Source organism: Mesorhizobium montanum (assembly GCF_033977145.1).
Classification (GTDB): domain Bacteria; phylum Pseudomonadota; class Alphaproteobacteria; order Rhizobiales; family Rhizobiaceae; genus Mesorhizobium; species Mesorhizobium montanum.
Genome location: NZ_JAVIJF010000053.1, coordinates 1 through 4,887 on the forward strand (window position 1 = coordinate 1; position 4,887 = coordinate 4,887).

Genomic DNA, 4,887 nt, shown 5'->3' on the forward strand with positions numbered 1-4,887 from the left:
GCGCCCGCCAGGCCCGGTCACCTTCTCCAACGGCCTCAAACGTTTCCACGCCATCGCCGAGGGCTTCGCTCTTGCAAATCCCAACTAACCAACCCCCAAAGCAAATGTGTGCGCACGCTAGCCCACAAGGGGAGAAGGGGAAGTCGGCGCTAGCTCACCTCGGACGTCCTTCTGCGCACGATCACCCCGAACTCGTCGCCTTCGCGCGCGATGCGCAGGCGCTCCTCGGCTTCGGTCGCCTCGCGCTGGCGGTCCCACATCGAGGCGTAGAGGCCGTGTCTGGCCAGCAGTGCCGCGTGGGTGCCGCGCTCGGCGATCTGGCCGTCCTTGAGCACGATGATCTCGTCAGCCGAGATCACCGTCGACAGGCGGTGGGCGATGACGATGGTGGTGCGGCCCTTGCTGACCAAATCGAGCGCTGCCTGGATCTCCTGCTCGGTCTGGGTGTCCAGCGCCGAGGTCGCCTCGTCCAGCATCAGGATCGGCGGCGCCTTGAGGATGGTGCGGGCGATCGCCACGCGCTGCTTCTCGCCGCCCGACAGTTTCAGGCCGCGCTCGCCGACCATCGAGCGGTAGCCGTCGGGCAGCTTTTCGATGAACGGCCCGATCTGGGCAAGCTCGGCCGCCTTGCGCACCTCTTCCTCGCTGGCGCCGACACGGCCGTAGCGGATGTTGTAGGCGATGGTGTCGTTGAAGAGCACGGTGTCCTGCGGCACCATGCCGAGCATGGCGCGCAGGCTCCCCTGCGTGACATCGCGGATGTCCTGGCCGTCGATCAGCACCTGGCCGCGCTGCACGTCGTAGAAGCGGAACAAGAGCCGCGAAATGGTCGACTTGCCGGCGCCGGACGGGCCGACAATCGCCACCGTCTTGCCGGCCGGCACTTCGAAGGAGACGCCCTTCAGGATCTTGCGATTCGGATCATAGGAGAAATGCACGTCGCGGAACTCGACCTTGCCGGCACCGACCTTCAAAGGCTTCGCGCCCGGCTTGTCGACGATCTCCTGGGGAACGTCGAGCAGGTCGAACATATGCTCGATGTCGGTCAGGCCCTGGCGGATTTCGCGGTAGATGAAGCCGATGAAGTTGAGCGGCACCGAAAGCTGGATCAGCATGGCGTTGATGAAGACGAAGTCGCCCACCGTCTGGGTGCCCGCCTGGACCTCCAGCGCCGACATGCACATGACGATGACGGTGCCCAAGCCGAAGATGGCGCCCTGGCCGAAGTTCAACCAGCCGAGCGAGGTCCAGGTTTTCGTGGCGGCGATCTCGTAACGCGCCATCGAGCGGTCGAAGCGCTCGGCCTCCATGCGCTCATTGGTGAAATATTTGACCGTCTCGAAATTGAGCAGCGAGTCGATCGCCTTGGTGTTGGCGTCGGTGTCGCTGTCATTCATGTCGCGGCGGATCGAGATGCGCCAATCGCTCGCCTTGACCGTGAACCAGACATAGACCGAGACCGTGACGGCGACCACGGCGACGTATTTCCAGCCGTAAGTGAAGGCGAAGATGCCGGCCGTCAGCGCGAATTCGAGGATGGTCGGCGCCGTGTTCAGCATGATGAAGCGTACGATCGTCTCGATGCCCTTGGTGCCGCGCTCGATGATGCGCGACAGGCCGCCGGTGCGGCGCTCCAGATGGAAGCGCAGCGATAGCTGATGCATGTGGACGAAGGTGCGGAAGGCTAGCTGGCGCACCGCATACTGGCCGACGCGGGCAAACAGCGCGTCGCGCAGCTGGTTGAAGCCGAGCTGGATCAGGCGCAGCACGTTATAGGCAATGACCAGCGCCACTGGCGCGAGCAGGAAGGACGGCAGCGGCGGCGGCGTCTTGGCGGCGTGGGCCAGTGCATCGGTCGCCCATTTGAAGAAATAGGGACCGGCGACCAACGTCAGCTTGGCGACGACCAGGAGCAGCGTCGCCCAGGTGACGCGAGCTCTCAAGTCGGCGCGTTCGGCCGGCCACATATAGGGCCATAGATTGCGCAATGTGGTGAGGGTGTCGGCTTCGGCGGATACGGTCTTTTCGGCCACTAGTCTTGCCTTTGGGTGAGAGGGTCAGCGGCTGGGGCAGCAGGAGTTGACGAGGTCGGTAAGCGAGGCGGAGACGCCCGCAAGCGCTGAATGGTCGACCGCATAGCGCGAGCGCTGCCGGTCGGTCTCGAAACTGACGAGCCCCGCCTCGACCAGGATTTTCAGGTGCTGCGAAACGGTCGACTGGGCGAGGTCGAGATGGTCGACCACCTCACGGCACGAACAGCCGCGGCTCGCCGAGAGACGCTTCAGGATCTCGATGCGCGCCGGATGCGAGAGCGCCGCCAGGCGCAGTGCGATGGCGCGGCTGTCGGCGCAGCGGTTTTCGGGGGATTCGATCATCGTCCATCGGCGATAGACGATGGACGGTAAGAGGGCAAGCTAGGCGAATGGGCAGAATGAGGTTGTTGAAAATCTGAAGGTCGCAACCGTTCGCGATCGTCATCCTAGGGCGGAGCGACGCGGAGCGGCGCGCAGATCCTAGGATGACGAGTGTCCCTACTCGGTCTTCGCCGGCGCCATCTGCTCGCCCATGGCCTTCATGTCGGCGGCCTCGCCTTCCTTCGAAGTCGAGGGCACCTTGAACACCTGGCCGGGCCAGATGCGGTCGGGATCGCGGATCTGGTCCTGGTTGGCGAGATAGATGGTCGAGAAGCGAGTGCCGTGGCCGTAGACGCGGCGCGAGATGCGCCAGAGCGTGTCGTTGCGGCGGATGATGACGGAGTTGGCGGCATGTTCGAGCTTCGGCGCAACGGTCTCGGGCACGTCGGTCGAAGGCGTCGCTTCCGCAACCTTGTCGGGGGCCTCGGCGGACGGAGCGGGTGCCGTTGTTCCGCCCGGCTTGGCTTCTGCGGCCTGAGACCCGGCGCCCTGGACCTGTGTGAGTTTGGTCTCGGCCGACTTGGCCTGCGCCGGCTTTGTCTCGCTTGGGGCGACGGCGGCAACCGACTCGCCAGGCTCGCGCTCGAACGGCACGGCGGCGCGGGCGACGACCTTGACGCCGTCATCGTCCAGGCCATCGACATGGATGGTGTAGCTGCCGACCGGAATGTCGCGCTTCGCTTCGATCAGGAAATGGCCGTCAGGCGAGGTCTTGGCATCTCCGAGCAGAATGGCGTCGGCATAGGCGCGCACCTTGCGGCCTGGATCGGCCGTGCCGGCGACGAAGATCTTGCTGCCGTCGATCTCGACCGCTTCGACGGCGATTTTTGGCTCGGCGGGCGCGGTTGCGGCGGGCGCCGTGTCGGCCGCAGCCGGCGCGGTCGTTGCCGGGGCCTGCGCCGCCGGAGCGGCCGCCTGGTCAGTGGCAGCCGGTGCCGCAGACTTGGTCTCGGCGTGCGGAACGGTGATCAGCTCAGACGGCTTGCCGGGCTCCTCGACCATGGCCAGAACCTGGCCGGTCGGGCTCTGCGGCACGGAGACGACTGCGGTCTGGGCCGAGGCGACGGCAGTGCCGCCAACCGTCTGGCGCAGCGTGATCGTGTAGTCGCCGGGCTTCAGCGGATCGTCGAGCACGATGGCGAAGGCGCCATCGGGACCGGAATCGGTCGAGCCGAGCACCGTCCCGCCATTCAGGATCTCCACCTTGGCGTTGGGCGCCGCATTGCCGGCGACGACGATCGAGCCGTTGCCTTCGACGCGCACGACATCGAAGGTCGGCAGCGTCGGGCCGGCTGCGGAGGCGGGCGCCTGAGCGGGCGTTGCGGTGGCCGGAGCCGTCGCGTTGTTGGCGGGAGCCATGGCGTTGTTCGCCGGCGCCATCGTGTTGGCCGGGACTTGGGGCACGCGCCCCTCGGTGCTCGTGCTTGAGGATTCAGCCGGCTTCGCATCTCCCTGCGGAAGCGCCGCGATCTGCGCCGGCTTCTGGTTGAGATACGGGTCTAGCGCGCCCGATACGTAGGCGGTTCCGGCCACGGCGACGGAGCCGCCGGCCGCGAACAGAAACGCCTTCAATGGATTGACAGCCATACTACCCCCTTAGCCACCTAACGCCGGTCTAGCGTGTTTTGCCGGGTCCGACAAGAAAAAGCCCGCCCCTGGGCTTGACCCCGCCGACCGTCCCTATCACCAATCATCGCCATGAACACGATTCGATCCGTCTGCGTCTATTGCGGCTCGTCTCCGGGCCGCGACGAGGCCTATATCAAGGCCGGCCACACGCTCGGCCGTTCGCTTGCCAAATCCGGATTGCGCCTGATCTATGGCGGCGGCACCAAGGGCATCATGGGCGCCGTCGCCGATGGCGCGCTCAAGGCCGGCGGCAAGGTCACCGGCATCATCCCGCGCTTCCTGATCAACAAGGAGGCGACCGAGACCGCGCTCGACAAGCTCGACGAATTGCTGATCACCGACAACATGCACGAGCGCAAGCACAGCATGTTCGAAAAATCCGACGCCTTTGTGGCGTTGCCCGGCGGCATCGGCACGGTGGAGGAGATCGTCGAGATCATGACCTGGGCGCAGCTCGGCCATCACCGCAAGCCGATCGTCTTCGCCAACATAAAGGGCTTTTGGGACCCGATGCTGGCGCTGATCGAGCACATGACGACCGAAGGCTTCATCCACACCGCGCAGCGCGTGAAGCCGCTGGTGGTCAACGACCCGGAAGCGATCGTCGCCGCGATCATGGTGGCGGGATCGTCGGTCGATGCGCCGACGGAAGGTGTTCGGTCGGTGATCGATAAAATGTAGGCAGTAGGGATTGGGCAGTAGGCAATAGGGAACGAGAGCACCTACTGCCTACTGCCTACTGCCTACTGCCTACTGCCTACTGCCTACTGCCTACTGCCTACTGCCTACTGCCTACTGCCTACTGCCTACTGCCTACTGCCTACTGCCTACTGCCTACTGCCTA

General features: G+C 65.2%; 4 protein-coding genes. 1 reads left to right on the forward strand and 3 read right to left on the reverse strand.

The annotated features are described in order from the left end of the window. Window positions 1-149 precede the first annotated feature (149 nt). The 3 genes from RFM68_RS33330 to RFM68_RS33340 all read right to left on the reverse strand — a co-directional run bounded on the left by RFM68_RS33330 (window position 150) and on the right by RFM68_RS33340 (window position 4,001). Window positions 150-2,033 carry an ABCB family ABC transporter ATP-binding protein/permease gene (locus RFM68_RS33330; RefSeq protein WP_320237173.1) on the reverse strand — a complete coding sequence of 628 codons (1,884 nt, stop codon included), beginning with the start codon at window positions 2,031-2,033 and terminating at the stop codon, window positions 150-152. Between the two features lie 24 nt (window positions 2,034-2,057). Further along, window positions 2,058-2,375: an ArsR/SmtB family transcription factor gene (locus RFM68_RS33335; RefSeq protein WP_320237174.1), complete on the reverse strand. Its 318-nt coding sequence runs from the start codon at window positions 2,373-2,375 to the stop codon at window positions 2,058-2,060. A gap of 156 nt (window positions 2,376-2,531) precedes the next feature. Beyond that, entirely contained in the window at window positions 2,532-4,001 is a 1,470-nt protein-coding gene (locus tag RFM68_RS33340; RefSeq protein WP_320237175.1) for a LysM peptidoglycan-binding domain-containing protein, read from the reverse strand. Window positions 4,002-4,112: 111 nt separating this feature from the next. On the opposite strand from RFM68_RS33340, the gene RFM68_RS33345 reads away from it, so the two are divergent. Beyond that, on the forward strand, window positions 4,113-4,724 hold the full coding sequence (locus RFM68_RS33345; RefSeq protein WP_320237176.1) for an LOG family protein: 612 nt from the start codon (window positions 4,113-4,115) through the stop codon (window positions 4,722-4,724). The last annotated feature ends 163 nt before the right edge of the window (window positions 4,725-4,887 follow it).

Bases quoted from the DNA above. Each gene is read 5' to 3' on its own strand.
- RFM68_RS33335 (WP_320237174.1), bottom strand. From the start codon at position 2,375: ATGATCGAATCCCCCGAAAACCGCTGCGCCGACAGCCGCGCCATCGCA.
- RFM68_RS33340 (WP_320237175.1), bottom strand. From the start codon at position 4,001: ATGGCTGTCAATCCATTGAAGGCGTTTCTGTTCGCGGCCGGCGGCTCC.
- RFM68_RS33345 (WP_320237176.1), top strand. From the start codon at position 4,113: ATGAACACGATTCGATCCGTCTGCGTCTATTGCGGCTCGTCTCCGGGC.